Annotated in this window: 28 protein-coding genes and 1 pseudogene; 13 read left to right on the plus strand and 16 right to left on the minus strand. The window is 64.8% G+C overall.

Annotated elements, in window-relative coordinates:
• Positions 1-2: 2 nt before the first annotated feature.
• The 5 genes from IPM84_19255 to IPM84_19275 all read right to left on the minus strand — a co-directional run bounded on the left by IPM84_19255 (position 3) and on the right by IPM84_19275 (position 4,262).
• Positions 3-944 (minus strand): NADH-quinone oxidoreductase subunit H, encoded by a 942-nt coding sequence (locus IPM84_19255; protein ID MBK9094860.1) that lies wholly within the window; start codon positions 942-944, stop codon positions 3-5.
• Positions 944-2,986 carry a hydrogenase 4 subunit B gene (hyfB, locus tag IPM84_19260; protein ID MBK9094861.1) on the minus strand — a complete coding sequence of 681 codons (2,043 nt, stop codon included), beginning with the start codon at positions 2,984-2,986 and terminating at the stop codon, positions 944-946. Before hyfB ends, IPM84_19255 begins: the two co-directional genes overlap by 1 nt.
• 28 nt (positions 2,987-3,014) lie before the next feature.
• The gene (locus IPM84_19265; GenBank protein MBK9094862.1) at positions 3,015-3,533 is read right to left on the minus strand and encodes an NADH-quinone oxidoreductase subunit B family protein; all 519 of its coding nucleotides are present in this window, start codon (positions 3,531-3,533) and stop codon (positions 3,015-3,017) included.
• Between the two features lie 90 nt (positions 3,534-3,623).
• The gene (locus tag IPM84_19270) at positions 3,624-3,869 is read right to left on the minus strand and encodes an aspartyl protease family protein (GenBank protein MBK9094863.1); all 246 of its coding nucleotides are present in this window, start codon (positions 3,867-3,869) and stop codon (positions 3,624-3,626) included.
• Positions 3,870-4,001: 132 nt separating this feature from the next.
• On the minus strand, positions 4,002-4,262 hold the full coding sequence (locus IPM84_19275; GenBank protein MBK9094864.1) for a hypothetical protein: 261 nt from the start codon (positions 4,260-4,262) through the stop codon (positions 4,002-4,004).
• Between the two features lie 484 nt (positions 4,263-4,746).
• Between IPM84_19275 and IPM84_19280 the strand changes: the two genes are divergently transcribed.
• The 6 genes from IPM84_19280 to IPM84_19305 all read left to right on the plus strand — a co-directional run bounded on the left by IPM84_19280 (position 4,747) and on the right by IPM84_19305 (position 10,294).
• Positions 4,747-5,772: an N-acetyl-gamma-glutamyl-phosphate reductase gene (locus IPM84_19280; protein MBK9094865.1), complete on the plus strand. Its 1,026-nt coding sequence runs from the start codon at positions 4,747-4,749 to the stop codon at positions 5,770-5,772.
• Positions 5,773-5,877: 105 nt separating this feature from the next.
• Complete coding sequence (gene argB / locus IPM84_19285; GenBank protein MBK9094866.1) at positions 5,878-6,642, plus strand: acetylglutamate kinase; 765 nt, start codon at positions 5,878-5,880, stop codon at positions 6,640-6,642.
• 10 nt (positions 6,643-6,652) lie between these two features.
• Positions 6,653-7,834, plus strand: a complete 1,182-nt coding sequence (locus IPM84_19290; protein MBK9094867.1) for an acetylornithine/succinylornithine family transaminase — start codon at positions 6,653-6,655, stop codon at positions 7,832-7,834.
• Between the two features lie 104 nt (positions 7,835-7,938).
• Positions 7,939-8,511, plus strand: a complete 573-nt coding sequence (locus IPM84_19295; protein ID MBK9094868.1) for a GNAT family N-acetyltransferase — start codon at positions 7,939-7,941, stop codon at positions 8,509-8,511.
• Between the two features lie 44 nt (positions 8,512-8,555).
• A complete protein-coding gene (gene carA / locus IPM84_19300; protein MBK9094869.1) occupies positions 8,556-9,674 on the plus strand; it encodes a glutamine-hydrolyzing carbamoyl-phosphate synthase small subunit in 1,119 nt (372 codons plus the stop codon).
• An 11-nt stretch (positions 9,675-9,685) separates the two neighbouring features.
• The gene (locus IPM84_19305; protein MBK9094870.1) at positions 9,686-10,294 is read left to right on the plus strand and encodes a LysE family transporter; all 609 of its coding nucleotides are present in this window, start codon (positions 9,686-9,688) and stop codon (positions 10,292-10,294) included.
• 31 nt (positions 10,295-10,325) lie between these two features.
• On the opposite strand, the gene hisB is transcribed toward IPM84_19305, so the two are convergent.
• A complete protein-coding gene (hisB, locus tag IPM84_19310; GenBank protein ID MBK9094871.1) occupies positions 10,326-10,916 on the minus strand; it encodes an imidazoleglycerol-phosphate dehydratase HisB in 591 nt (196 codons plus the stop codon).
• A 162-nt stretch (positions 10,917-11,078) separates the two neighbouring features.
• Positions 11,079-11,237, minus strand: coding sequence for a hypothetical protein (locus IPM84_19315; GenBank protein MBK9094872.1), 159 nt, complete (start codon positions 11,235-11,237; stop codon positions 11,079-11,081).
• 35 nt (positions 11,238-11,272) lie between these two features.
• Between IPM84_19315 and IPM84_19320 the strand changes: the two genes are divergently transcribed.
• A complete protein-coding gene (locus tag IPM84_19320; protein ID MBK9094873.1) occupies positions 11,273-12,385 on the plus strand; it encodes an HAD hydrolase-like protein in 1,113 nt (370 codons plus the stop codon).
• 44 nt (positions 12,386-12,429) lie between these two features.
• Here the strand turns inward: IPM84_19320 and hisC are convergent, their stop codons facing one another.
• The 7 genes and pseudogenes from hisC to hisZ all read right to left on the minus strand — a co-directional run bounded on the left by hisC (position 12,430) and on the right by hisZ (position 18,372).
• Positions 12,430-13,563 carry a histidinol-phosphate transaminase gene (gene hisC, locus IPM84_19325; GenBank protein ID MBK9094874.1) on the minus strand — a complete coding sequence of 378 codons (1,134 nt, stop codon included), beginning with the start codon at positions 13,561-13,563 and terminating at the stop codon, positions 12,430-12,432.
• 26 nt (positions 13,564-13,589) lie between these two features.
• Positions 13,590-14,075: a GNAT family N-acetyltransferase gene (locus IPM84_19330; GenBank protein ID MBK9094875.1), complete on the minus strand. Its 486-nt coding sequence runs from the start codon at positions 14,073-14,075 to the stop codon at positions 13,590-13,592.
• Positions 14,075-15,419 (minus strand): annotated as a pseudogene (gene hisD / locus IPM84_19335) (histidinol dehydrogenase). Before hisD ends, IPM84_19330 begins: the two are co-directional and overlap by 1 nt.
• A 16-nt stretch (positions 15,420-15,435) precedes the next feature.
• Positions 15,436-15,873 (minus strand): HNH endonuclease, encoded by a 438-nt coding sequence (locus tag IPM84_19340; protein ID MBK9094876.1) that lies wholly within the window; start codon positions 15,871-15,873, stop codon positions 15,436-15,438.
• A 6-nt stretch (positions 15,874-15,879) separates the two neighbouring features.
• Complete coding sequence (locus IPM84_19345; GenBank protein ID MBK9094877.1) at positions 15,880-16,317, minus strand: hypothetical protein; 438 nt, start codon at positions 16,315-16,317, stop codon at positions 15,880-15,882.
• Positions 16,318-16,387: 70 nt separating this feature from the next.
• A complete protein-coding gene (locus IPM84_19350; protein MBK9094878.1) occupies positions 16,388-17,074 on the minus strand; it encodes an ATP phosphoribosyltransferase in 687 nt (228 codons plus the stop codon).
• 35 nt (positions 17,075-17,109) lie between these two features.
• On the minus strand, positions 17,110-18,372 hold the full coding sequence (gene hisZ, locus IPM84_19355) for an ATP phosphoribosyltransferase regulatory subunit (protein ID MBK9094879.1): 1,263 nt from the start codon (positions 18,370-18,372) through the stop codon (positions 17,110-17,112).
• 529 nt (positions 18,373-18,901) lie between these two features.
• On the opposite strand from hisZ, the gene IPM84_19360 reads away from it, so the two are divergent.
• From IPM84_19360 to IPM84_19385, 6 genes are all read left to right on the plus strand, one after another.
• Positions 18,902-19,315: a hypothetical protein gene (locus IPM84_19360; protein ID MBK9094880.1), complete on the plus strand. Its 414-nt coding sequence runs from the start codon at positions 18,902-18,904 to the stop codon at positions 19,313-19,315.
• A 204-nt stretch (positions 19,316-19,519) separates the two neighbouring features.
• Positions 19,520-20,683: a D-alanyl-D-alanine carboxypeptidase gene (locus IPM84_19365; GenBank protein ID MBK9094881.1), complete on the plus strand. Its 1,164-nt coding sequence runs from the start codon at positions 19,520-19,522 to the stop codon at positions 20,681-20,683.
• A gap of 68 nt (positions 20,684-20,751) precedes the next feature.
• On the plus strand, positions 20,752-22,131 hold the full coding sequence (locus IPM84_19370; GenBank protein ID MBK9094882.1) for a pseudouridine synthase: 1,380 nt from the start codon (positions 20,752-20,754) through the stop codon (positions 22,129-22,131).
• The gene (locus IPM84_19375; GenBank protein MBK9094883.1) at positions 22,131-22,856 is read left to right on the plus strand and encodes a (d)CMP kinase; all 726 of its coding nucleotides are present in this window, start codon (positions 22,131-22,133) and stop codon (positions 22,854-22,856) included. The genes IPM84_19370 and IPM84_19375 overlap by 1 nt, the downstream gene beginning before the upstream one ends.
• Entirely contained in the window at positions 22,856-23,548 is a 693-nt protein-coding gene (locus tag IPM84_19380) for a 1-acyl-sn-glycerol-3-phosphate acyltransferase (GenBank protein MBK9094884.1), read from the plus strand. Before IPM84_19375 ends, IPM84_19380 begins: the two co-directional genes overlap by 1 nt.
• An 84-nt stretch (positions 23,549-23,632) precedes the next feature.
• Complete coding sequence (locus IPM84_19385) at positions 23,633-24,349, plus strand: 1-acyl-sn-glycerol-3-phosphate acyltransferase (protein MBK9094885.1); 717 nt, start codon at positions 23,633-23,635, stop codon at positions 24,347-24,349.
• Between the two features lie 57 nt (positions 24,350-24,406).
• On the opposite strand, the gene IPM84_19390 is transcribed toward IPM84_19385, so the two are convergent.
• Both IPM84_19390 and IPM84_19395 read right to left on the minus strand, forming a co-directional pair.
• Positions 24,407-25,045 (minus strand): glycerol-3-phosphate acyltransferase, encoded by a 639-nt coding sequence (locus IPM84_19390; protein MBK9094886.1) that lies wholly within the window; start codon positions 25,043-25,045, stop codon positions 24,407-24,409.
• A gap of 70 nt (positions 25,046-25,115) precedes the next feature.
• On the minus strand, positions 25,116-26,285 hold the full coding sequence (locus IPM84_19395; GenBank protein ID MBK9094887.1) for a glycosyltransferase family 4 protein: 1,170 nt from the start codon (positions 26,283-26,285) through the stop codon (positions 25,116-25,118).
• Positions 26,286-26,291: the final 6 nt, after the last annotated feature.

The raw sequence follows: 26,291 nt of genomic DNA on the forward strand, positions 1-26,291 counted from the left end.
GCTCATTTCAACAGGAATGATGAGGTGACGGCCAGCAGCGCCAGCACGAATGACATGCTGAGCAGCTCTGGCACGCGGAACAGGCGCAGCTTGGCGACCCGTGTTTCGACGACGGCCACGACCGCGCCCAGGATCGCGAGCTTGACCAACAGGGTCACGAGCGCAATCGCCAGCGCGGCCGGGGTGAGCGTGGTGGCGACGCCCCAGGGGACAAAGAGATTGGCCAGCAGGGCAAAGAAGACCGTCAGTTTGAGCCACGACGCCCACTCGATCAGCGCCAGGTAGCGGCCCGAATACTCCAGGATCATGGCCTCGTGAATCATCGTCAGTTCCAGGTGGGTGGCGGGGTTGTCCACCGGCAGCCGTCCGGTCTCGGCCAGGGTGACGATGAAGAGCGCGGTGAAGGCCAGCAGATGGCCGGGGCTGATGGCGACGTCGGGATGGGCCAGGGTCTCGGTGACGATGCGCCCCAGGTTGGTGGAACCGGCGCCCAGGGCCAGGCCGAAGATCGAGAGGGCAATGGTCGGTTCGGCAATGGCCGCGACGGTCATTTCACGGCTGGCGCCCATGCCGCCAAACGCGGTGCCCGGATCGAGACCGGCCAGCGCCAGGAAGAAGGTGCCCAGCAGCAGCAGGTAGACCACCACGAGCAGGTCGCCCAGCGCGTCGAAGGGTAGCGGCGCCGCGATGAGCGGAATCAGGCAGGTCACAGCCACGGTGCTGCCAAAGACGATGTACGGCGCAAAGCGAAAGAGCCACGAGGCGTTGTGCGACATGACCACTTCTTTGCCAAAGAGTTTCCTCAGCTCGAAGTAGGGCTGCCAGGGCGCTGCCCCGCGGCGGTTTTGCAGCCGCGCCTTCAGCCAGCGCACGAAGCCCACCAGCCCTGGCGCCAGCAGCAGCGCCAGGAGCACTTGAAAACCTTCCAAGAGATATGCGGTCATCAGAACCACCTAACGGCCAGCAGCAGGACCATGAGCACGACGGCGATGTAGGCCAGGTAGAGATGCAGCGACCCGGCTTGCAGCTTGCGCACCTGGCGGGCGAGGCCACGGATCAGGCGCAGCAGCGGGTCGTACAGCCACTGCTCGAAGAGCGGGGTGATGTCGCTCCGGTAGGCGATGGCCTGCACGAAATACTTCGACTCCGGATGGGTGTCAATGGTCAGTTCCCTGGTGGGGCGATACAGCTCCGCGAAGACGCGGCGCAGCGGTTCGGCAAAGGCGGTGGCGGTGTATTCCATGCGCGGCGTCTGGCCGATGCGGCCGCAGCCCCAGGTGTCGGCCAGGCGCAGCCGGCCGTTGACGCGCAGGAGGCGCAGCAGCAGCGGCGTCAGCCCCAGGATGACCAGCAGGCCTAATGCCAGCAGGGTGGGAGAGACGCTGCCGAAGCCGCCAGGCGCCTGCACGGTCAGGCCGAGGGTGAAGGTTGTTTCGGTCGCGGGCAGGCCGGCCAGGCCGGTCAGGGCGCGTCCCAGCAGGGGCACTACAGCAAAGGGCGCCAGGCCCAGGGCGATGCAGGCGACGGCCAGGATCGCCATGCCGGCCAGCATGGTGGCCGGGGCTTCATGCGCATGTTCGGCTTCCTGCGAACGCGGGATCGCCAGGAAACTGATGCCGAACGCCTTGACGAAGCAGGCCGCGGCCAGGCCGCTCGTCAGCGCCAACATGCCGACGGTCACAGGAACCAGCGCCGCCACTTCGGGCACGGGGAGGTTGAAACCGCCCAGCAGCGCCTGGAAGACCAGCCACTCCGAGACAAAGCCGTTGAGGGGCGGCAGCGCGGAGATGGCGACCGCGCCGATCAGGAAAAAGAGGGCGGTCCAGGGCATGCGCTTGATGAGACCGCCCATTTCTTCCATGTTGCGCGTGTGGGTGGCGTGCAGCACCGCGCCTGCGCCCAGGAAGAGCAGCCCTTTGAAGCTGGCGTGATTGATCGTGTGGTACAGCCCGCCGATGAATCCCAGCACGGCCAGGGTCATCATGCCGTAGCTGTGAAAGACCAGCCCGGCGCCGACGCCGATCAGGATGATGCCGATGTTTTCGACCGAGTGGTAGGCCAGGAGGCGTTTCAGGTCGTGCTCCATCAGCGCGTAGAGCACGCCGAGCAGCGCGGAGATCGCGCCGAGCGCCAGGACGAGCGCGCCCCACCAGGCCGGCCCGCCGCCCAACAGATCGAGCGCCATGCGCAGCAGGCCGTAGATGCCCAGTTTGATCATGACGCCCGACATCAGCGCCGACACATGGCTGGGCGCAGCGGGGTGGGCGCGCGGCAGCCAGACGTGCAGGGGAATGACGCCAGCCTTGGAGCCAAAGCCGAGCAAGGCCAGCAGGAAGATCACGTTGCGCGTGGTGGCCGGCAGGGCGGCCGCGGCGCTGCGCAGTTCGGCAAATGAGCCGCTGCCGCCCGCTCCCAGCAGGACGAACGCGGCCAGCAGCACCGCCAGCCCGGTATGGGTCATGACCGCGTACCACACCCCGGCCTGCGCGGTGCTGCCGTCGGCAGCGGGCGCATTGGCTTCGGTCAGCACCAGGAAGTAGGAGGTGAGCGACATGCCTTCCCACATGAAGAGGAAAGTGAGGATGTTGTCGGCCAGGGTGACCAGGCTCATGGTCAGCAGGAACAGGTTGAACATGACGCCCAGACCGGGCAGGGAGGCGCGGCCATCCGCGTAGATAGCCGTGTAGCCCACGCCGTAGAGCGCGGCCGGCACGGCGCCCAGGCCGATCACCAGCAGGAAGACGGCGCCCAGGGGATCGAGGCGCAGCGCCAGCCCGCCGGCCAGCGGCAGCAGATTGGGAAACACCTGCGTAAACGACGTTCCGCTCAGCAGCACTTGGCCGCCCAGGGCGATGCCCGCGCCCCCGCCGATCATGGCTCCCAACGCGGTGAGCCAGCGCCCACTTGCGCTGCGACCACTGACCGCGGCGCTCAGCGCGCCGAACGCGTACCCACCCAGCATGAGAAAGAAAAAGGTTTGCATCATGGTTTGCCCAAGGAGTGAGAGGTAGAAATCAACGCGGCGGCCTTCGGTTCAGCGCGGTCAAAATGCCGGCCAGGATGTCGGCGGGTTCGGGCGGACAACCGGGCACGAAGACATTCACAGGGATCACCTGGTCCACGCTGCCGGTCACCGCATAGCTGCCGGCAAAGACGCCGCAGGTCTGGCTGCAGTCGCCCACGGCCACGACCAGCTTGGGATTAGGCGTGGCCTCGTAGGTCTTGCGCAGGGGCACTTCCATGTTGCGGGTGACCGGACCCGTGACCAGCAGCAGGTCGGCGTGGCGCGGAGAGGCCACGAAGTGAATCCCAAAGCGCTCGCTGTCATACACCGGACTGGTCAGGCCGCTGATTTCGATTTCGCAGCCGTTGCAGGAACCGGCATCCACCTCGCGCACGGCCAGCGCACGGCCGAACAGCCGCTGCGCCTGGGCGTTGACGGCCTTGACCAATTGCACGACTTCGTCTGCATCAGGGCCAAGCGGCTCCGTGACGATTCCTGTCTGAAAGATCTTACGAAAAAGACTGGGCATGACTGACTTACGCCTCTTCTCCCAACTGTTCCAACATGGAACGGGTGTCAATCAGGTGATTGTTGCATTCTATGTACAGATTTGATTGTGTCAAGCTGATAACCGCACCTCTAGCTGCACAAGATCAATGACTGCTCCAACCTGGATCAAAAAACTCATTCCGATGATCCCGTCTATTTCGAAGCCATAATCCATTGCCCCGACTTCGATTTCGAAGTCATGGACATGGAGTTCACCTACGCTCAACTCATCAACGCGTTTGGCATACACGAATTCAGCGCCGCCGACGCCGTGAATCCGGCTTGAACTACGTCTCAGGTTCCTGCAATAACCCAATCGTAGCGCCTGATCTGTAGCGACAATTCCTCGTCTGAATCATCTGTAACTGAGGGTTTCCAGGCCATAGATTCTGACCCTGGTATGTCACTTTGCGCTAACATAGGACAAGCCATACTTGCAATCGGATTCTCATAACGCTCTCCGAATTCCAAGCCAGTGACGTTCTGGGATATCAAGTACGGCCCGATTGGTGTGGAAGACATACAACTCGCGCTGTGGGGCTTCACGATGCAGTTGGAGATAGCTTCGCAGCGCTGTTGGCGAATCAGGAAACGCGCTGATAACCGCCAACTGGTCCAAGATGCGCCTATTTGCCTCTGAATGAGCCTTGATCGCTTCGACGAGCAGCCACTGATGTGGGTAGTGATCACGAATCTCTTGCCACTTCATTTTGATTCCTCTCGACTCCTCTCGACTCCTCCGCTGTGACAGGTCTGCATTGACACGGTCAACCGTCAACCGAGTTGCCTGCTGTATCCGAGAATGCAACTCGAATCATGTCCCCGTCACTGCCCGCAGTCTACTCTCATCCTAATCGGTTGTCAACTGACGCCGACTGCCGGGAGCATAGGGCAGTTTTCGCAATTGACAAGCGGGTATACCTGTGCTAAACTTGACTCACTGCAAAATGCAAGGGCGATGCAGGCAAATCGAGCAAAGGATTGAGACACGCATGATGCTTCAGATTCCCTCCCCTAGGAGCCCACAGAGGTTGTAGCCGGACGTTAAAGTCTGGGTCAGCGCGTTTTGGGCCACTCCCAGGGTGGGGATCAACAGTGTGTCACGGTCAAACGAGAGCTCTCCAGGCGGAGAGCTTTTTTGTTGCCCAAAACCAGGGGTATGACAAGCGAGTGAGCGTAAGGACAAGGCCAGGATGATTCGAGTGGGCATTGCCGGTGCGACCGGCTATACAGGATACGAGTTGGTGCAGATTTTGCGCCGCCATCCGCAGGTGCAGTTGGCGTGGCTGACGTCGGAGTCGAGCGCGGGCGGCCGCCTGAGCAGCGTCTTCCCCTGCCCGTGGGACGATGAACTGCTGCCGCTGGAGCAGGCGCTGCGCCAGCGGCTCGACGAGGTGGATGTGGTGTTCTTGTGCCTGCCCCACGCGGCTTCGATGGAGGCGGTGGCGCAGGTGATTGCCGCGGGCGTCAAGGCCATTGACCTGAGCGCCGATTTTCGCCTGCAGGACGCGGCCGTGTACCAGCGCTGGTACGCCCATCCCCACACCCAGGCGCAGCTCCTGGCCGAGGCGGTCTACGGCCTGCCGGAACTCTACCGGGACGCGGTGGCCGCGGCGCGACTGGTCGCCAATCCCGGCTGTTATCCTACCAGCGTGATCCTGGCCCTCGCACCCCTGGCGCGCGTGGGCCTGTTGACCGGGCGGGTGATCGCGGACTGCAAGTCGGGCGTCAGCGGCGCGGGCCGCGGGCTGCGCTTGAGCAGCCATTTTGTGGAAGCCAACGAGAATTTTGCGCCCTACAGCATCGGCCGCCAGCATCGCCATCTGCCCGAAATGGAGGAGCAACTGACGGTGCAAGCTCGCCCGGCTGCGGCCGCGTTCCAGGTGATCTTTTCGCCGCACCTGCTGCCGGTCAATCGAGGCATTCTGAGCACGATGTACGTGGAACTGCCGGAAAAGATCAGCGGCGAGGCGCTGCTCGGCCTTTATCGCGACACGTACCGGGACGAGCCGTTCATCCACCTGCTGGGCTTGAACCAGGTGGCGACGCTGCGGCATACCGTCAACAGCAACCGCTGCGCGCTTGGCCTCAGCCCGCAGGCCGACAATCTGCTGATTGTGACCAGCAGTATTGACAACCTGCTCAAGGGCGCCAGCGGCCAGGCGGTGCAAAACATGAATGCCATGTGGGGCCTGCCGGAGACAACGGCGCTACTGTAAGTGCAAAGTGCAGAATACAAAGTGCAAAGTGCGCCGATATGCTTTGTATTTTGCACTTTGCACTGGCCGTTCAGTGTTCGAACTTTTTTGGGAGAGGGGCGGCTCATGAGTACACAAAAGCCGGTGGTGGTCATCAAGATCGGCGGCAATGAGATTGACGATGCGGCGTTCCTGGGCCGGTTCGTCGCCGCGGTGCAAGCGGTGCAGGCGGACTGCCAGCCGGTGATCGTGCATGGCGGGGGCAAGGAGATTGCAGACCTGCATCAGCGCCTGCAGGTGCCGTTCGAGATGGTGCAGGGGGTGCGGGTGACCAGCGCGGAGAGTCTGCGCCTGGTGGAAATGGTGCTGAGCGGCCTGGTCAACACGCGCGTCGTGCGCTGGCTGGTCAACCGCGGCGTCGAGGCCATCGGCCTGACCGGCGTGGATGCGGGCCTGGTGCAGGTGACGCGCTGGCAGCCGGACGGCCTCGACTTGGGCTACGTGGGCAAGGTGACGGCCGTGCGCGTCGCGCCCCTGCAGCGCCTGCTGGCCCAGGGTTTCGTGCCGGTCATTTCTCCAGTTTCCCTGGGCGAAGACGGCCAGACCTACAACGTCAACGCGGATCACGTGGCAGCCGCGCTGGCGCACGGCCTGCAGGCCAGCCGGCTGGTCTTCGTGACCAACGTGCCCGGCGTACTGGTGGCCGGACGTGTCGTGCGGGTTTTGACCATCGGTCAGGTCGAGGAAATGATTGGCGAAGGCATCATCACCGGCGGCATGATCCCCAAAGTGCGCAGCGCCGCCGAAGCCGTCGTCGCCGGCGTCTATCAGGCCGTCATCACCGACCTGGATGGCCTGGCCCGGACCGGCGGCACCGCGATTGTGAAATGAGGGGGTTTCCATGGACGACATCATTCAGACCGAACACGACTATCTCTTGCAGGTTTATGCCCGGCCCGACATCGTTTTCACGGGCGGACAAGGCTCCACGCTCTACGACAGCCGCGGCAACGCGTACCTGGACTGCGTGGCGGGCATTGCGGTCAACGCGCTGGGCTATGCGGACCCGGAACTGACCGCGGTGGCGCAGCAGGCCGCGGGCGGGCTGTGGCATGTCAGCAACCTGTATCACACCGCGCCGGTCGCACGCCTGGCGAAGCTGTTGGTCGAAACCAGTGGTTTTGCGCAGCGCGTGCATTTCAGCCTGTGCGGCGCCAGCGCCAACGAAGGCGCGTTCAAGTTTGCCCGTAAGTACGGCCGTACGCGGCATGGCGAGGGCAAGTTCCACATCGTCTCCTTCAGCAACGCGTTCCACGGCCGCCTGTTCGGCTCATTGGCCGCCACGCCCCGCCCCAAGTACCAGCAGGCCTTCGAGCCGCTGATGCCCGGCGTGCGCGTGGCCGAGTTCAACAACCTTGCCAGCGCGGCCGCGGCCATTCAGGATGACGTGTGCGCGGTGATCGTGGAGCCGCTGCAAGGGGAGGGCGGCATTCATTCCGCGACGCCTGAATTCCTGCAAGGACTGCGTGACCTATGCAACGCGCACGATGCACTGCTGATTTTCGACGAGGTGCAGTGCGGATTGGGCCGCACCGGCACGCTGTGGGCCTGGCATGACAGCGGCGTGGCGCCCGACCTGCTGACCAGCGCCAAGCCGTTGGCTGGCGGCCTGCCCATGGGCGCGATCCTGATGACCCAGCGCGTGGCGGACGTGATGGCCGTGGGCGATCATGCCAGCACCTTTGCCGGCGGGCCGTTCGTGGCGACCGTGGCCGAGGCGGTGGTGCGCCGCATCAGTCAACCGGCCTTCCTGGCCGAGGTGCGGCGCAAGGGTGAGGTTCTCAAGGAGCGGCTGGAGGAGATCAACTCGCCTCACGTGCTGGATGTGCGCGGTCGGGGCCTTTTGCTCGGCTTGCAGCTCGACATCCCGGCCGGCGATGTGGTCAAGGCCGGTTTCGCGCACGGCCTGGTGCTGATCAACGCCGGGCCGGATGTGCTGCGCCTGGCGCCGCCGCTGGTCATCACCGACGCCGAGCTAGACACCGTGGTCGAGCGCCTGGACGCGATTCTGAAGACATGGTAGCGGCGGAACGCCCCTTCGTCCCGAATTCATTCGGCGGAGATCGGTCGGCGCAGGCCGACCTGGCGGCGGAACGCCCATTAGCCCCGAATTCATTCGGGGTTAGAATGGCCATACGGCCGGCGCAGGCCGCAGATGCGGCCGCAATGTCCGCGTTGGTCGAGCAGTTTGCCGCGCAGAACCTGATGCTGCCGCGCAGCGCCGCGCAGATTTTGCGCGCTCTGCCTGATTTCCTGGTGGCGGTTGAGATAACCGTCGGGCCGGATGGCGCGGGCGAGCGGGTGGTGGGCTGCGGTTCACTGGCCGCGCTGGCGGCTGACCTGGCGGAGGTGCGCTCGCTGGCGGTGGACGCCAGCCAGCACGGCAACGGCCTGGGCGGCCTGTTGGTGGGCAAGCTGCTCGATCTGGCGCTGGCGCGCGGTTTTCGCCAGGTCTGCGCGCTGACCCTGCGCCCGCGCTTCTTCGAGCGCTTGGGCTTCGAGGCCGTGGACCGCTGGAGCATCTCGCCCAAGGTGTGGCAGGAGTGCATCTATTGCCCGAAATTCCATCGCTGCGACGAAGTGGCCATGCTGCTGACGTTGCCCGAAATAGCGGCCGCGCCGGTGATCACAGCCCCGGCGGCCCGCAATGGCCTGCTCAAGCGTCTGATCTTGGCGCCGGTCAATGTGAAATTCTTCTGAGCACCGGTTATGCCCCGACGGAAAGGATGAAAGCTATGAAAGCTATGAAAGCCATACTGGCCCTGGAAGATGGAACGATTCTGCACGGTGAGGGCTTCGGCGCCGTCGCCACGGCCGTGGCCGAGGTGGTTTTCAACACGAGCATGACCGGCTACCAGGAGGTGCTGACGGACCCGTCGTACCACGGGCAGATGGTCGTGATGACCGCCTCGCACATCGGCAATGTGGGGGTCAACGCGGAGGATGTCGAATCGAGCCGGCCGTGGGTGCAGGGCTTCATCGTGCGCGAAATCAGCCCGCTGGTATCGAACTGGCGCGCCACCGAATCGCTGCCGGCCTACCTGGCGCGCCACGGCATTCCCGGCATCAGCGAAATTGACACACGCAGCCTCACCCGTCACCTGCGCACGGCCGGGGTGCTGAAGGGCGCGCTTGCGACCGATGGAACGCCCGCGGCGCGTCTGGTGGAACTGGCGCAGCGTTGGGCCGGGCTGGATGGCCGCGACCTGGTCAAAGAGGTGACCTGCGCTCATCCGCACACCTGGGAAGAAGGCGCCGCGCCGGCCTGGGAGCTTGCCCAGGCGCATGCGGTCGCGGTTGGCGCGCCGCTGGTCGTGGCATACGACTTTGGCAGCAAATGGAACATCCTGCGCCGCCTCACCAGCTACGGCTGCCGCGTGGTGGTGGTTCCGGCTGATACGCCGGCCGACGAGGTGCTGGCGCTGGCGCCGGCCGGCATTTTCCTCTCCAACGGGCCGGGCGACCCCGCGGCCGTGACCTATGCGGCAGCGGCGGTCAGGCGCTTCCTGACAACCGACATCCCGCTCTTCGGCATCTGCCTGGGGCACCAGATTCTGGGTTTGGCGTTGGGCGGCCGCACCTACAAGCTCAAGTTCGGGCACCACGGCGGCAATCAGCCGGTCAAGGACCTGGTCAGCGGCCGGGTGCAGATCACCAGTCAGAATCATAACTACGCGGTGGCCCCGGACAGCTTGCCCCCTGAGGTCGAAGTCACGCACTGGAATCTGAACGACGGCACGGTTGAGGGGCTGCGCCTCAAGGATCGTCCCGTTTTTTCGGTGCAGTATCACCCCGAAGCCAGCCCCGGCCCGCACGATGCGGATGAACTGTTCGCCCGCTTCGTGACCGCGCTGGCGCACTAGCGGTGCCCGGCATGTGGCTCTATCTGCTTCAGGGCATCGGTTTCGGGCTGGCCGCCGCGGCGCAGCCCGGGCCGTTCCAGGCCTACCTGCTGTCGCAGACCATGCAAAATGGCTGGCGGCGTACGCTGCCCGCGGCCTTTGCTCCGCTCATCAGCGACGGCCCCATCATCCTGTTGGTGCTCTTGCTGCTCAGCCGCATACCGGCCTGGCTGCAGCGCGGCCTCTACCTGGCCGGTGGACTTTTCATCCTCTACCTGGCCTGGGGCGCCTGGCGGGCCTGGCGTTCGTTCGACGCCTCGCGCTGGCAGCGGGTTGGCCCCAGCCAGCGGCAGAGCGTGTGGCACGCCGCCTTGATGAACGCGCTCAACCCCGGCCCGTACATCTACTGGAGCCTCGTCACCGGCCCCATCCTGCTCAGCGGCTGGCAGGAAGCGCCCATCTCAGGTGCTGCCTTCCTGTTCGGATTCTACGCAACCCTGGTCGGCGCGCTGGCGGGAATCACCCTGCTTTTCGGCCTGGCGCGACCGCTCGGCCCGCAAATCAACCGTACCCTTCTCGGCATCTCCGCGCTGGCGCTCTTGGCCTTTGGTTTGCTTCAGGTTTATCGTGGGCTTGGCTGACGTGTACCCCATCTCTGGGGGCCTACGGAAATCACGCGCTCAACGTGCCTTTAGTTGACGGCACCCCCTGCCGCCGCGGGTCGAGTTGGGTGGCTGCGTCGAGGGCGCGGCCAAAGGCCTTGAACAGGGCCTCCACCTGGTGATGATCGTTGCGGCCATAGAGCACGCGGGCGTGCAGGTTCAAGCGGCCGTGAATCGCCACCGCCTCGAAGAAATGGGGGATCAGGTCGGTGCCCAGTTGCCCCACCCGCGGCGTGTGCCAGGTTGCGTCTACCACGCAGTAGGGGCGCCCCCCCAGGTCAATCGCCACAAAACCGAGCGCCTCATCCATCGGCACAAAGCTGTGCGCCGTGCGCACCAACCCCTGCCGATCGCCCAGCGCCTGGTCGAGCGCCTTGCCCAGGCAGATGCCAACATCCTCCACCGTGTGATGCTCATCCACCTGCAGATCACCCTGCGCCGTAACCGTCAGATCGAACAGCCCGTGCCCCGCGAAAAGCGCCAGCATGTGATCGAGAAAGCCGACGCCCGTCTGCCCCGCAAAACGACCCTGGCCGTCCACCTCCAATTTCAGGACAACGTCCGTCTCGTTCGTCCTGCGCTTGATTTCACCTGTCCGCATGAATACCTCCCTTAGGAAGTGCAAAATACAAAGTGTAAAGTGCAAAGCATCGTCGTGCTTCGCGACCTGGCGCTCAAAAGTTAGTGCAAAGTACAAAATACAAAGTGCAAAACATCGAGGCGAACCGTGACTTGGCGTTCACGCCGTCTTGCTGGCGATCCTTCAACGTTCTGTGTTCGGCGTCCTCACGTGCGCCCTGCACTCTGCACTCTGCGCCTTGCACTCTGCGTTTTGCGCTTTGCCCTCTGCGCTTTGCCCTCTGCGCTTTGCCCTCTGCGCTTTGCCCTCTGCGCTTTGCCCTCTGCGCTTTGCCCTCTGCACTTTGCACTTTGTACTTTCGCGATTACACTACCCCTATGCCATTACCACCACTTTTGATCTTCGACATGGACGGCGTTCTGGTGGACGTCCGTTCTTCCTATCGCGCCGTCGTGATCCAAACCGTGCAATTTTACCTGGGCGACTGCCTGGGCCTGAACTTGACGCCGGGTCTGGTGACGCCGGCCCTGGTTGAAACCTGCAAGCTTATGGGCGGCTTCAACAACGATTGGGACTTGACCGCCGGCCTCATTGGCTACTTTCTGGCGCAACTGCCGCCGCTGGCCGAGCCGCCTGCACCCCTGCCTGACCTGGACGCCATCCTGGCCTATCTGGCGCAAATCCCGATTCCAGTCAACGCCGCCGCACATCTGCAAGCAGCCGCTGACCGCCTCGATTCCCTGACTGGCCCGGTGCGCCAGGCCGGCGGCGGACTGCCTGGCCTGCGCCAGGTCATGGGCGCCCGCAATCAACACCTGGTGTTCTACGCCGGCGACCTGACGACAACCAACCTCGTCCTACGCCTGTTCCAGGAAATTTATTTCGGCCCGACGCTGTTCACACACTTTTTTGCGGTCGCGCCCCGTTTCCGACGCACAGCCGGTCTGGTTGAGACGGAAACGCCGCTGGTCAGCCCCGCGACGCTGGCCGCGCTGGCGCGCGATCATCGCCTGGGCATTGCCACCGGCCGTCCGCGTGCCGAAGCCGCCTACGCGCTGCACCGGCTGGGTCTGGCCTCTTTCTTCGAGGTCTGCGTCACGCATGACGATGTGGTTGCGGCCGAGGCGGCCGCCGCGGCCGCCGGCGCGCCCGCTCGCCTGGGCAAACCGTCCCCCTGGCCGCTGCTCGCTGCCAGCGCGCAACTCGATCCCGGCGGTTCCCTGGCGGCCGCTTACCTGGGCGATACGCCGGACGACATGCTGGCCGCACAACGTGCGCGCAAGGAACGCTCTTTCCTCGCCATCGGCATCAGCGTCACGGGTGGCGAGGCCCTGGCCGCCCACCTGCTGGCGGCCGGCGCAGATTTCACCGTGCGCTCGGTGGACGACCTGCGAACCGGCGCGACAATCGTTCCCGTAGGTCCGGCCTCCTGGCCGGACGACGTTGGACGAGAGAAGCAAACTCTGCCGCCGACAGCGCCGTCACCGTAACGCCAGCCTCCGGCTTGCATCGTTGGCGCCATGCGCCGGGACCGTCAAACGCCGGCCAGCGCGGCCAGCAACGCATCGGTGTCCGCGGGCCGACCGGCGCTGACGCGGATGCAGTTCTCCAGGCCTGGCTTGGCATAGTGGCGCACCAGCACACCCGCCTGCGCCAACGCCAGTTTGAGCGCCGTGGCCTCACGACCCTGCACCCGGCACAGCACGAAATTGGCCTGACTGGGGTAGGGCTGCAAGAAGGGGAAGCGCGCCAGTTCCACCTGCAAGCGCTGACGCTCTGCAATCAGCGCGGCGATGGTCGGCGCGAGGTCGGCCCGGTGCGCCAGCGCGGCCAGCCCGGCCACGGTGGCGGCCACATTGACGTTGTAGGGCTGCTTGAATTTCCACAGGTGGCGTAGGATCCAGACCGGAAAGATGCCATAGCCCAGGCGCAGCCCCGCGATGCCGGCCCATTTGCTGAAGGTGCGCAGGACCACGAGGTTGTCATGGCTGGCCACCCATGAGACCGCCGAGTGCTCCAGCCCGGCAAATTCAATGTAGGCCTCATCTAGGATCACAATTAGTGGCAGGCGCAGCAGGCGGCGCAGATCGGCCGGATCGAGCAGGCTGCCGTCCGGGTTGTTGGGGCTGGTCAGGAAGAGCAGTTTGACGCCCTGGCCGGCCGCGGCCTGTTCGATGCCCGCCACATCCAGGCTGAAGTCGGGCCGGCGCCACACTTCCACCACGCGGCCGCTGCTGAGCTGCGCATCGAAGCTGTACATGCCGAAGGTGGGCGGGCAGTTGATGATCGCGTCGCCGGGGCGCAGAAAAATGCGGCACAGGTAGTCCAGCAGCTCATCCGCGCCATGCCCAGCCAGGATCATCTCGGCCGGCGCGCCCACATACGCGCTTAGCGCCGCGCGCAGGTGACGCTGCTCCGGATCCGGGTAGATGTGGTAGAACGGAAAGGCCGTCAACGCCTCGCGCACAGCCGGCGCGGGGCCATACGGGTTTTCGTTGGCGTCCAGCTTGACGATCTCCTCGGGCCGGCGGCCCAACTGCTCGCTCAGCACCTCGAAGGGCAGGATGGGCGTGTACTCCTCAAGTCCCGCCACATCGGGCCGCAGCAGGTGCTCGAAGCTGTGCGCAGCCTGGCCAGGGCGCGAGCCGGACGGTTGAGTAATTTCCATGCTTCTCTCCGCGTCACGGCGCCGGCTCAGAACGCAGCCGTTGAATCGTCATCCAGGCGCAGTTCCATCGTGGTGCGCGTGGCGTGCGACTGGAATCCGTTACGCTCGTACAGCGCACGGGCCTGGGCGTTGTGGTGTTCCACTTCGAGCTGAAGCGCCACGCCGCGATGAAAGCGCGCCCGGTCGCTGATGAAATCGAGCGTTGTGCTGCCCCAGCCCCGCCCGCGGTGCGAAGGCCGCAGATAAAGCTCATCAATCAGGAGGAAGGGGCCGCCCAACTCCACCGTGAAACCCCAGGTCAGGATGGTGTAGCCAACGACGGTCTCGCCGTCCCGAATCAGCCAGACTTCGCCCCAGCGCTCAGGCTCCTCAAGCAGCATCTCGATGGCGCGCTGACGGTCGGCCAGCGGAAAGGCGGTCAAACCATCTTCGGCGAAGAGCGCCTGGTTGAGCGTCAGCAGCAGCGCCGCGTCGGGTGGATCCGCGGGTACGTAATTCGGATAATCCATCATCAGTCCCCCTTCATGCGTTGCCTGGCCGCGGCCGCGTGTGCGTCAAGCCCTTCCGCCTCGGCCAGTATGGCTGCGGCCGCGCTCAGCCGTTGACCGGCCGGCAACGACAGCCCGATCAGGCTGATGCGCTTGACGAAATCGGCCACGCTCAGCGGCGAGGCGAAGCGGGCGGAGCCTTCCGTGGGCATGATGTGGCTAGGCCCGGCCACGTAATCGCCCAGCACTTCGAACGAGCCTTCACCCAGGAAAATGCCGCCCGCGTGGCGCACCTGGCCTACCAGCGCCCATGGATCTTCCACCAGCAGGCAAAGGTGCTCCGGCGCGTACGCGTTCGCCAACTCCACGGCCTGCGCCAGGCTGGCGGTGATGACGATGCCGCCGCGGTCGCTGAGCGATTGCGCGATGATGTCGGCCCGGCTCAGATCTTCGAGTTGGCGACCAATTTCGATCTGCACCTGGCTGGCCAGTTCCACCGACGGGGTCAGCAGGATGGCCGAGGCCAGCACATCATGTTCGGCCTGCGCCAGCAGATCGGCCGCGACCAGCGCAGGGCGCGCGCCGGCATCGGCAATGACCATCGTCTCCGTGGGACCGGGGATGCCGTCAATGCCCACCGCGCCGTAGACCTGGCGCTTGGCCAGGGTGACGAACAGCCCGCCGGGGCCGACGATCTTGTCCACCGCCTTCAGGGTGGCGCCGCCGTAGGCCAGCAGGCCGATGGCCTGCGCGCCGCCCACGGCCCACAGCTCATCCACGCCGGCCAGCGCGGCCGCGGCCAGGATCACGTCGGGCACGCGGCCGCTGGCGCGGTCGGGCGGAGTGACGGCGACGATGCGCGTCACGCCGGCCACGCGCGCGGGCACGGCCGCCATCAACAGCGACGAGGGCAGCGGCGCGGTGCCGCCTGGTACGTAGACGCCCACCGCGTCGAGCGGCCGCACGAGTTGGCCCAGGACGCCATCCGCGCCCGCGTCCACCCAGGAATCCATCGGTTGTTTGCGGTGAAAGGCTTCGATCCGTTCTTTTGCCAGTTGCAGCGCCTCGACCAGGGCGGCCGGCAGGCGTGCCAGGGCGGCTTGCTGCTCCGCCCGGCTCACCGTCAACGACGCCAGGGTAACGCCGTCAATGCGCTGCGTCCATTCCAGCGCGGCCGTCTCGCCGCGGCGACGCACATCGCTCAAGACACGGGCCACGGCCGCCGCGGGCGTCAGCTCCTCGCCAAAGCGCCGCCGGATGCCGGCGCACGACATCGGGCACTTCCTGGTCATCCCAGGCCGCCCGCCGCAGCACCGTCTGTCGGGCCTGCCCAATGTCGGTAATGATTGGAATGAGTGATCTTGTCATGGTTCCGCTAGGTTTTTCAGTGTTTTGTTTCTTCGTCCAACGGCGGATGCCAGCCGGCAAGTTTCCACTGACGGCGTGCAGGTACAATGAACTCGTTGTTCAGGCGTAGGGCTTCGACAGTTGCACGGCCAGTTGCGCTTGTACCGACAATGTACAGGCCGTCATCGCTCCAGGCAAAATGGTCATGCCATGATTGTGTACGCGGGTTGAAAAGCGCAATGATGGCGCCTGTTGCCGGATCAGCACCGGTTACCTGCGCTCCCTTGTAGCTGTTGCACCAGGCACATGAGAGCCAAAGGTTTGCTTCGTCAGACGTACCGCCTTGAGATTGAGCGATAATATGTTCGATATGCATTTGCGCGCCGCTGAGCAATTGAGAAGTCAGACAATAGCCACAACGATACTTGGCTGTGGACATGACGCGGCGGCGCAGAGTTTTCGGAATATGCGCCATGTTAGATTATTGGTTGACCAATAGCGGGCGCCCGCCGCGCAGACTCAAGAGCGCGTAGGCGCGTGCTTTGCGCAGGGTGTAGCGGCCGTATTCCTGGCGTAATGCATCGAGTTCTGCCTGATTTGCGGGACTCAGCGGGTGCTCAGCCTGTGGAGCAGACAGTTCTTTCAGGCGTGCGGCCTGCTCCATCGGCAGCGATTGATGAGCAATCTGCCACAAGGTCTGATCGCTTAGCCAGGTCATTCGCGCCAATTCGGTTTGTATAGAGACCGGTGCATCATCGGTGTCTGGAAGAGTGACGGCCAGCATCGAAGCCAGAATCTCCTCAACCGGCGCTTGCAACATGGAGGCCGCTTGCGTCGCCCGGCGCATGACGGCGTCTGACAGATGCAGAGTGATAGCATGGCGAGTGATAGAATGGGTAGTGATAGATTGAACGGTCATGGTTTCACCTCAACCAGGTTGTTTACCTTATCTCATGAGTGAATTATAGCACCGCATGGCAAATTTCGTGTCAAAGGTCCGTCGGTTGGATCGCGCTGCGCAGGCGTTCGAGCAGGTCGGTCATGCTGGTGGCTTTGAGACGATAGCTGGCGCGGTTGGCGATGAGGCAGGCCTGCGATTCCAGGATGGTGCGCAGTTCCACCAGGCCGTGCGCGCGCAGGGTGTTGCCGGTTTCCACCAGGTCAACGATCAGGTCGGCCAATCCCACCACCGGCGCCAGCTCCACGGACCCGCTCAGGGCGATGATCTCGGCCGAAATGCCGCGCCCCTGGAAATAGGCGCGTGCCAGGTTGGGGTACTTGGTGGCGACGCGTGGATTCGACTCCAGGCGCAGCGGTCGCGAGGGGCGCTCGGCCCAACCGGCCACCACCAGCCGGCAATGACCGAAGGGCAGGCGCAGCGGCTCGTAGACATCGCGGCCGCTCTCAGCCAGCACATCCTCGCCGACCACGCCCAGGTCGGCCACGCCATACTCGACATAAATCGGAACATCGCCTGGCTTGGCCAGCAGGTAGCTGACGCGGCCGGCCGCGCCCGCAATGATCAGGCGCCGGGCCGCATCATCATCGTTCGGATCGGCGGCGTCGCGACCGTAGCCGATCTGCGCCAGCAGGGCCAGGGCCTGCTGCTGCATGCGCCCTTTGGGCAGGGCAATGGTCAACTGCCGTGCGTCGAAGGTGGAAGTTGGCAGCGCCATACCCTGGCTGTTGGCACGCGGTCCGTCGCCGATCATCATAGCGCCTCCGGTGGTGCGGCCAAGAAGTCGGCGAGCGCCCAGGCCTGTGCGCTGTTGGCGGTCAGGAGATGGATGCCCTCTTCATGTAGCCAGAGCAGGCGGGGAATGGCGTGCTGCTGCGCCAGCGTGCGCAGCGCATCTTCGCTGCGGCCGAGCACATCCACATCCACGACCTGACCCGCGGCGCGCCGGCCGGCTATCCAGCCTTGCAGTGCGGTCACGTCCGCGGCAGGTGCGACGCCCATCAGCCAATCGGGCGTCAGGGAGTGTGCGGGCGCCTGCTGTTGACGGGCAATGCGCAGCACGCGGTCCACGACCAGGGCGCAGCCAACTGCCGGCAGCGCAGGGCCGAAATGTCCGATCAAGTTGTCATATCGCCCGCCGCTGCAAATGGCCGCGCCGCTGCCCGGCGCGAAGCCTTCGAAGGTGATGCCGGTGTAGTAGGCCATGCCCCGGATCTCGCCCAGATCCAGGCTGATGTGAGGCGCCAATCCGGCCGCGGCCAGGCGCGCATAGATGGCCTGCAGATGATGAACCGCGGCCGCCATGTCAGTGGTCAGGCAAATTTCCAGGGCTTGGGCGCAGACCCCGGCGCCGCCGGTCAGGCGCGGTAGGGTCTGCAGAGCACGGCGCGCCGGCAAGGTCAGCGGCAGCGTGGGCAGGAGGGCCGCCAGATCACCCTGGCGCTTGCGGTCAATGGCCTCGCTCAGCGTCAGGGTGGCCTCTGGCGTCAGCTTGAGCGCGGCCAACAGGCTGTGGTAGAACCCGATGTGGCCGATCGTCAGTTGGAAGTCGGTCAGGCCGGCGGCGCGCAGCGCGGCGATGGTCAGGCTGAGGACTTCGACATCGGCCGCGACCGTGCTGGCGCCGATCAGCTCACAGCCGGCTTGGCTGAACTCACGGCGGCGGCCGGCCTGCGGTTCTTCGTAGCGAAAGACATTGCCGATGTAGAACAGGCGCAGCGGGAGCGGTTCCGCGTACAGCTTGGTGCCGACGGCGCGCGCGGTGGGGATGGTGAGATCAGGGCGCAGGGCCAGGGTCTGGCCGTCACGATCTACGAAGCGGATCATGGTGTTCGCCAACTGGCTGCCGGCCGGCCCGGCAACGACCTCGGCATATTCGAGCGTCGGTGGAATGATCTCGCTGTAAGCCCAACCGGCGAAGGTTTGGCGCAGCCGCGTTTCCAGGGCGCGCTGGTGTGCGGCATCCTCAAGGAAAAGATCGCCCACTCCGTAGGGTATCTGGCCTGGTATCAACACAGCCTCGCTTTGACAATAAAAAAGACTAGTTCAGCGAACTAGTCTTGAGGACAGGCGCCAGCGGGCGCGGTTACGGCTGAACCTGTCCGGGTTTGCGATGATGATGGTCGTCGCCACGAAAGGTGTACGGTCGTCCAACAGCTACTTGCAAGGTCATCATGAACGGCAGTTTAGCATAGGCCCATCCAAAAGTCAAAGCAATCACAAGCTCAGAGCCGATCCCAATAGCCCGCAGCATTGGGCCGCATGCCAGCCAGGACGCCCGCGAGGGGTCAAGCTATCTTTTTGGGATAGGTTCCCAGATTTCAGCATACTTGACAAACTTCTCCATCCGCAGTATGATCTTGGGCAGGAGCTTGATATGAAAATAGCGGACGATCTCATGATCAACACTTCAATCCCTTTCCTCCGCTCTCCCAATTCACCCATCCTCGCGTCCGGTAGATAATCTCTCAAGATGGATCGTATGCAAATTACCAGATGGTTTTGCTTGGGCTGCCTTCTCTTGTCATTGACGAGTTGTGTTCGTGTGACAGAGAACCCAGCTGAGAAGAGTGTTGACGCCAACACCGATTATCGTACCGACACCGCGGGCCTGCGCGATGTGCGCGTGGCTGCCATCGAGTTCGATTCCAAAAAGGCCGTCCTGAACGATGGTCGTCTCGGACTGCTGGTGGTCATCGAAAATCGCGGCGATGCGCCGGAGTATGATGTGCCCGTGCGTGTCATCCTCAGTGATGATGCCGATTCTGTGGTGCTGGATCATACTGAATATGCGTCGGTGATTGCCGGGCGTGAAACGGCCATTATTCGCTTCGAAGGCAACCTGGCTGGCGCGCTCAGATCACGCTATCAATTGCGCGTCGAAGTGGGTTGCGTGGCCGATGAAACGAACACATTGAATAATGTCCGCGTCTACGACGTGGCTGTCAATGAGCCGTAGGTTGTCCCCCCGCTAAATAAGTCTATATTTCCTTGAGGCACGAGGGCACCGACGGGTGGCCGATGTAAATTCGACACCGAGGTGCTCTTTTTGCGCCCGGCCATCACGCAACCCAGGGATTGAAAGTGAATGAGATGGCGCGTTTTGCCGGGAAAACGCGCAAAAGCACGGGACGCACCGTTTTCACGAACCCGAAGGTTGGTCATGCGGCGATTTAGCAGCCATCTCAAAGAGAGTCGCAAGATGCAGAAGGGCCGCACGGTCAGTCAGAGCCGTTTGCTACCTTGTCTGATCAGCCTGCTGGCTTTGCTGTCGGTGGCCGCCGGTCCACCGGTGCAGCGTGATGGCAGTCGTTCGCCGCTGCGGCTGTACCCGCACCAGGTTTCCAGCATACGCCAGGCTGCCCAATGGCCGGCTGTGCAGGCGCAGTCTGCGCTGGTGGCCGACGTGGATACGAACCAGGTGCTGATGGCAAAACAGGCCGATGTACCACGCCCCATGGCCAGCACGACCAAAATTATGACCGCGCTGTTGGCGTTGGAGCGCGGCGACTTGGATCGCGTGGCAACCGTGCCCGCGGCAGCCCTGGCCGTGGGCGGCAGCTCGATGTACCTGCAGGCCGGCGAAACCCTCACGGTCGAAGACCTGCTGTATGGGCTGCTGTTGGTTTCGGCCAATGACGCGGCGGTGACAATTGCCCTGGACATCGCCGGCAGTGAGGATGCGTTCGTTGCGCTGATGAATCGCCGGGCGTCCGAATTGGGACTGACGCAGACTCATTTCATGAATGCGCACGGTCTCGATGCGCCAGGCCATTACGCCAGCGCGCGTGATCTGTACCAGCTCACAGTCAGCGCGCTGCGCTATCCTGTGTTTGCGCGCATCGTCGCCACGGTCAACCACAACGCCGGCGGCTATGCGCTGACCAATATCAACGAGCTGTTGACCCTGGACGCCCATGCGGATGGGGTCAAGACTGGCACGACCGACGAGGCCGGCGAGTGTCTGATCGGGTCGGTGAATCAGGACGGCCATCGCACGATTGTGGTGATTCTGGGCAGCACGCAGCGCTACGCGGATGCCAACGATCTGCTGGCGCATTACCGGTCGTTTTATGGCTGGATGACGTTGAGCGTGCCAGACAGCGCGCTCAACCGGGCACGCGACCGCGCGGGCGAATGGCGTTTCCTGACCACTGGGCCAGCGTCCACGGTTTTCATCCCGCGCTGGCAGCGTCCCTGGGTGCAGCCCCTGCGCGAACGTCTGCTTGATGACAATGATCAGGCGGGCGCTCCGGCCGGCGTGGTTCATTTCCTGCAAGGTGATCAGGACCTGGGCACGCAGCCGCTGCTGTGGGGCGCGTACTGACGAGCGGGAAGTTCGCTGTTGGAGAGCGGGGAGATCGTAGCGGGGGAGATCGTAGGGAGGAGATTGTAATGGAAGAGCGTCTGCAGAAAATCATGGCACATGCGGGGGTTGCCTCACGCCGCGCGTGCGAAGAGATAATCGTGGATGGCCGCGTGAAGGTCAATGGCAAGGTCGTCACCGAACTGGGCACACGGGTGGATCCGGACAAAGATACGGTGCTGCTCGATGGGCACCCGCTGACCGGCTCCGAGGCGTTGCGCTACATCGTGCTCTACAAACCGGCCGGCTATCTTTCGGATACGGAGAGCACCGACGGCCGCCCGTGTCTGGTTGACCTGGTCAAAGTGCCTCAGCGCCTCTATCCGGTGGGGCGCCTCGATTTCGACAGCGAGGGCCTGATGCTGCTGACCAACGATGGCAATCTGGCCCACCGGCTCACCCATCCGCGCTACGAGCATCCGAAAGAATACCTGGTGCTGGTCGAGGGAAAGCCTGGCCCCATTGCCTTGCGCAAGCTGCGTCAGGGCATCGAACTGAGCGGCGGCAAGACCGCACCGGCCGAGGCGGAGATTGTTGATGGCCCGCCGCCTTACTTAGCGCGATCAAGCGATGCCCGCTCACAGCCCACCAGTTGGTTGCGCATGGTGCTGCGCGAAGGGCGCAAGCGCGAAATTCGCCACATGACCGCGGTCGTTGGTCACCCCGTCCTACGCCTGATCCGGGTGGGTCTGGGGCCGCTGCGCCTGGTACACCTCGAAGCCGGCGCGTGGCGTGATGCCACCCTGACCGAACTACGCCACCTGCGCCGCGTGCTGCAAGATAAACCGGCTGCGCACGGCACGCACTTGGCGGTCGTTCCTGGCCGCAGTCAACGCAGCGGTCCCCGTCGCGCACAGCCGGCGCCCCGTCCTGCCCACGGACGCCCGCCCCGCCGCCCGGCGCCGGATCGCACTGACCTCAGCGCGGATACCGCCGATGCACCGCGGCGTGACGCCAGCGCGGATGCCGCGCGCCCGCCGCGCCACACCGAGGGCGCCGAGGCCGCGGATGCACCGCGCCGTGACGCCAGCGCCCGCCCAGGGCGCCGTGCGGATGCCACCCGCCGGCCGCGCCGTTCAGATACCGCGCGTCCGCCCCGCCGCGCCGAGGGCGCGGATGCCGCGGATGCACCCCGCCGTGACGCCAGCGCCCGTCCAGTTCGCCGCGCGGATGCCGCGGATGCACCCCGCCGTGACGCCAGCGCCCGTCCAGTTCGCCGCACCGGCTCAGCCCGCCCACCGCGCGCTGACCGCGCCGCGGCCCCTGGTCAAGCGGACAGCCGCGGCCCTGGCCGGCGTGATTCTGGCGGCCGTTCGCCCTATCCGGGTAGCGACAGCCGGCCGCGCCGGGCGCGCCCCTTGTCCGCGGGAGGCCGCATCGCGCGCGTGCGCCGCAAGAGATCAACCTGATGAACGTTGGCGCCCCGCAGCCCTCTGCTGCCCTTCCCGCGACCATTGCCATTGACGGCCCGGCCGCCTCGGGCAAGAGCACCATTGGTCATGCCCTGGCCCAGCGCCTGGGCTATCTCTATTTCGATACCGGCGTGGTCTACCGCGCGGTGACCTGGCTGGCGCTAACCCGCGGGGTGCCTATCAGCGATGAGGTCGCCGTCGCGCAGTTGGCCCTGACGGTGCCTATTGATGTGGTCGCGCCGGCAGATGCATGCGATGGCCGACTGGCTACGGTCCTGGCCGGGGGCGAAGATGTCACCTGGGCCGTGCGCCAGCCGCAGGTGGACGCCAATGTCTCGGTGGTCTCTGCGTATCCGCGTGTGCGCGATGCCCTGAAGATGCATCAGCGGCGCATCGGCCATGCCGGCCGCGTGGTCATGGTGGGCCGTGACATCGGCACAGTCATCATGCCGGACGCTGATCTGAAAATCTACCTGGACGCGTCCCCAGCGGAGCGGGCACGACGCCGCTGTGAAGAAGGCCGTGAGCGCGGCCTGCCGGTGAGCTACGAGGAGATTCTGGCCGCGATGCGCCGGCGCGACGCCTTCGACAGCGGACGCCGCACGGCCCCGCTGCGCGCCGCGCCAGACGCCCAGGTTGTGGACTCGACTGATCTGTCGGCGCCCGAAGTCCTGCAGCAGATCATGGGCCTGATTGTCGCCTGGCAGGAGGCGAGGGACTGATGCCGCAGGATACTGCCGCGTTGCCGGCCATGACTTGGAGCCGGCGCCTGCAACGGCGCTTCTTGATTCTCCTCGCGCGCCTGGCCGCCTTCTTCTTGCTGCGCTTGACGGTGCGCGGGCAGGAGAATTTGCCCAGCAGCGGGCCGCTGATCGTGGTAATCAATCATTTTGGTTGGATCGAGCCGGCGCTGGCGCCGGTCTTTCTGCCTTACGACGTGGAATTCCTGGCCGCACACAACATGTTCGAGCATCCGTGGGTGGGCTGGATTGTGCGCGGCTACGCGGGCATCCCCGTACATCGTGGGGAGGTGGACCGCAAGGCGCTGCGCATGGCAGCGGCCGTGCTGGCAAAGGGCGGCGTGCTGGCGATTTTTCCCGAAGGCGGGGTGCAGAGCCGCAGCTTTCGCTCCGCGCTGATCCGGCCGCGTCCGGGCACGGCGTTCCTGGCCGCGCAGCAGGCCGTGCCCATTCTGCCGATGGCCTTCTCCGGCAGCGGTCAGGAGGTCTTCGGCTGCTGGAAGCGCCTGCGCCGCGCGCCCGTCACGCTGACCATCGGCCGGCCCTTTGGCCCGTTGACGATCACCGGCCACGGCGCGGCCCGGCGCCAGGCCCTGGACGACGCCAGCGACCTCATCATGGAACACCTGGCCGCTCTGCTCCCGCCCCACGAGCGGGGGCCGTTTCCGTGTTGATCCGTGTCCCTCGAAAGAAGAATGCGAGCATTTTTTGCCACGAATTTCACGAATTGGTTGCCGTCATGCGGATAGGAGATGAGGATGAATCAAGACTATCGCTATCTGGCCGTTGCGGACCCCAGGAAACCGCGTTGGGGCCGGCGCCTGGTGCAACCCATTCTCTACGCGGTGGTGCGCACCCTGAGCCGCACCACCATCGAGGGGCTGGACAACCTGCCGGCGCAGGGGCCGGTCATTCTCATTTTCAACCACATCCACGCCATTGACCCGTTCGTGACGGTGGCGCTGCTGCCGCGCTATGGCGTGCCGATTTCCAAGATCGAAAACTACGACATTCCGCTCTTTGGCGCGCTGATCCGCTGGTTTGGGGTCATTCCGATCCGTCGCGGGGAGGTTGACGTGCGGGCCATCAAGGCGTGCGAGGCGGTGCTGGCGGCCGGTCATGTGCTGCTGATGGCGCCGGAGGGGACGCGCAGCAGGGATGCCAGCCTGCAGGTGGGCAAGGAGGGGTTGGCCTTCGTGGCGCGCAAGAGCGATCCGGTCATCGTGCCGGTGGCAATCACCGGCTCCACCGCGCTGACCGCGTCCTTCAAGCGCCTGCGGCCCGTTCCTGTGCATCTGCGCTACGGAACGCCGTTTCGTTTTCGCTGGCCCGAAGGCAAACTGACGCGTGAGCATCTGCGGCTGCAGACCGACGCCGCCATGAGCCGCGTGGCCGGTCTGCTGCCGCCGGAGATGCGCGGGGTCTATCGCGATCCGCAGCCAGAATGGGAGACGTGGCTGCGGCTCGCGGCATAGATCGGTGCGAGTTTTTTGGACAGGATTGACAGGATGAACAGGATTTGCAATTGCTGGTTAAGCCTGCTTGTCGGGGGTGCGGCGTCCGATGCGTGGGGCGCGCGGCTCGGTGCCGTTGAGCAGGCGTTTGATGTTGGGACGCAGCGCCAGGACGACGAGCAGCGCGGCGGCGATGCCATACCAGACGTAGACCCACGAGGTCAGCCCGGCGGCCGCGCGCAGGGCAAAGGTGATGGGAATCACAGCGGCAATCACCAGTGAGGTGACGGAAGCGTAACCGACGACGAAGACGCCAAGCGGCACCATGGGCACCAACCATAGGGCCGAGAGCGGCCAGAACACCATACAGGCGCCGATGTTGGGCGAGGTACCGGCGCCGCCCTTGAAGCCCATGAAGAGCGACCAGTTGTGACCGGCCACGGCGCCCAGGCCGGCGATGGCTTCGATCTCCGGTACGCCGCCGCTGAGCAGCCGCACGATAGCAACGGCCGCCAGGCCCTTGAGCATATCGCCGATGGCTGTTATGACACCGGCGCCCAAACCACCAGCGCGCATGGCATTGGTGCCGCCGGTGCGTCCACTGCCCACGGTACGCACATCCACTCCACTCATGGCTCGCACCACCAGGTATCCCACGGGAATCGAGCCAAGCAGATAGCCAATCACGGCTGCCGCTGCCACCATCGTTGCTGACATTGAATTCTTCCATCCTTGATTTTACTGTACTACCACAGCATAACACCGTTTGCCCAAGTGAGTTGCGGCGTCAGAATTCCTTCTCATATCCCGCCAGCGTCAGCTCTGCCGTGCGCTGCCAGGTGAATTGACGGGCACGCGCCAGGCCGGTCTGTTGCAACGTGGTGCGCAGGGCGCCGTCGGTCAGCAGGCGCCGCAAAACGGCCGCCATCTCATCGCTGTCAGCCGGATCGAACAGGACACCGGCATCGCCGCCCACCACCTCCGGCAGGCTTGAGGTGTTACTGCACGCCACCGCCACCCCACAGGCCATCGCCTCGATCACCGGTAGGCCATAGCCTTCGTAGAGCGAGGGCAGGATGAACACCTCGGCGCCGCTGTACAGGACCGGCAGATCGGCCTCGCTGACCGCGCCCAACACAAGGATGTCGTTTTGCAGACCCGCCTGGGCAATGGCGGCGCGGATGCCGACGTAGCGCGGGTCTTCACGACCGGCCAGCACCAGGCCAACCTGCTGCGCCAGGCCTGGCGGGTGCGGCGCGGCGCCGGCGCTCTCCTGTGCCTTGAGCTTGCCCCAGGCCTCCACCAGGCGCGGCAAGTTCTTGTGGGGCTTGTTGGCGCCCAGGAAAAGCACGTAGCGCGGGGGCAGGCCCAGGCGTTGACGCAGGGCGTGGATGGCGTCCGCAGATGCGGGCCGGAAGCGGCCATCGGCCGCGGCCGGCGTGACGGTGATGCGGCCGGGATCAACGCCGTACACGCGCTGCAAATCGGCCGCGGCCGAGGTTGACAGGGTCAGGATGTGCGCCGCGCGGGCCAGGGCCAGGCGGGTGGTGATCTCAAAGACGACGCGGTGAAGCGCGGAGGGCAGGTAGGCCGGGTAGAGGTGGGAGATGATGTCGTAGATCGTGACGACCGTGCGGCGCCGGCTGAGATAGGGGAAGATGTAGTAGGGGAAGTGAACCAGGTCGCCGGGCGGCAGGTCGCGGGGCAGGGTGATCTGCTCCTGCGGGGAGAAGATGGCCTGCGAAACGGCGTGCAGGGTCACGTTGGGCCGGCGCGCCAGGCCGGTCACGTCGAAGCGGGTGTTGATTGCGCCCGGCTGTGTGAGCATGACGAAGCGCCAGGCGGGCGCGGCCTCGGCCAGGGCCTGCGCCAGGTGAAAGGTGTAGCGGCCGATGCCCGGAAAATGGTCCTGCACGGTGCGCAGATCGAGCACGATGGTAGGCGTCGTCGTGGTCATGGCATT

The sequence above is a fragment of the Candidatus Amarolinea dominans genome, from assembly GCA_016719785.1.
Lineage (GTDB): Bacteria > Chloroflexota > Anaerolineae > SSC4 > Amarolineaceae > Amarolinea > Amarolinea dominans.